This is a genomic window from Oleiphilus sp. HI0043 (genome assembly GCF_001634935.1).
The window spans coordinates 1-1,034 of record NZ_LWEY01001681.1 but is presented as its reverse complement, the minus strand read 5'-3'; the positions used below and the strand labels follow the sequence as shown (position 1 = coordinate 1,034).

Genomic DNA, 1,034 nt, shown 5'->3' with positions numbered 1-1,034 from the left:
ATCATTATTATTGTTCTTGCTTAAGCGCTTGTTTGTCACTGCTGACTTCAGTATTTCCAGTAGCAAATCATCAAACTCTAAACCTGAAGCTTTCGCGGCCATAGGAACCAGACTATGGCTGGTCATTCCTGGTATGGTGTTAACTTCTAACAACCAAAAGCGCCCTTTGCTATCGCGCATTACATCGACACGCCCCCAGCCAGAACAGCCTAAGGCACTAAATGCTCTTTCCGCCAAATTCCCCAGACTCTGCTCTTCTTCATCAGATAAGCCTGAGGGTAATAAATATTGTGTAGAATCTGACTCGTACTTCGCTTCATAGTCATAAAAGGTATGGCTGGTTTTTAAGCCAATTACCGGTAATGGCGAACCATTCAACAAGCCAACTGTATATTCATCACCTTCTATCCACTGCTCCAAAAGCACTTGCTCATCCATTTCCAGAGCCTTACTTACTGCGGCTTCCAGCTGTGTCTGATTATTTACTTTAAACACACCAATCGATGACCCTTCACGAGAAGGTTTAACTGCCAACGGGAAACCCATCAATGAAACCAGGCGGGTGAGCATTTCCGGGTTCAACTTCTCTACATAACTAAACTTAGGTGTCGGTAAATTCATCCCCTGCCAAAGGTACTTAGTTCGTGTCTTATCCATGCCAATGGCAGAGCCCATTACACCACTACCGGAGTACGGAATATTCAGGGTCTCTAAAACACCCTGTATCGTGCCATCTTCACCACCACGTCCATGAAGCGCTAAGAATGCCCGGTCAAAAGGCATGTGTTTGACCAGGTCTTCAATCTCTCCACCAAAATCCAGTTTGAAGGCATCAACACCTTTACGCAGCAAGCCATCCAGGACAGCCTGACCACTTTTCAGAGACACCTCGCGCTCCGCCGAGGTTCCTCCCATAATAACGGCAACTTTACCTAGCTTGTCCGCCACTGAACTCATGAACAAGCCTCCAACAACTCGCCATCTTCCGACAAACGAATAGCTATCTGACCGACGCTACCCGCCCCCTGAGTAAG

At 46.9% G+C, this 1,034-nt stretch carries 1 protein-coding gene; it reads right to left on the bottom strand.

What is annotated here, in order from left to right; genetic code table 11:
• On the bottom strand, positions 1-957 hold a 957-nt coding region (locus A3729_RS25495), incomplete at its 3' end, for a D-alanine--D-alanine ligase (RefSeq protein WP_068634418.1).
• Positions 958-1,034 lie beyond the last annotated feature (77 nt).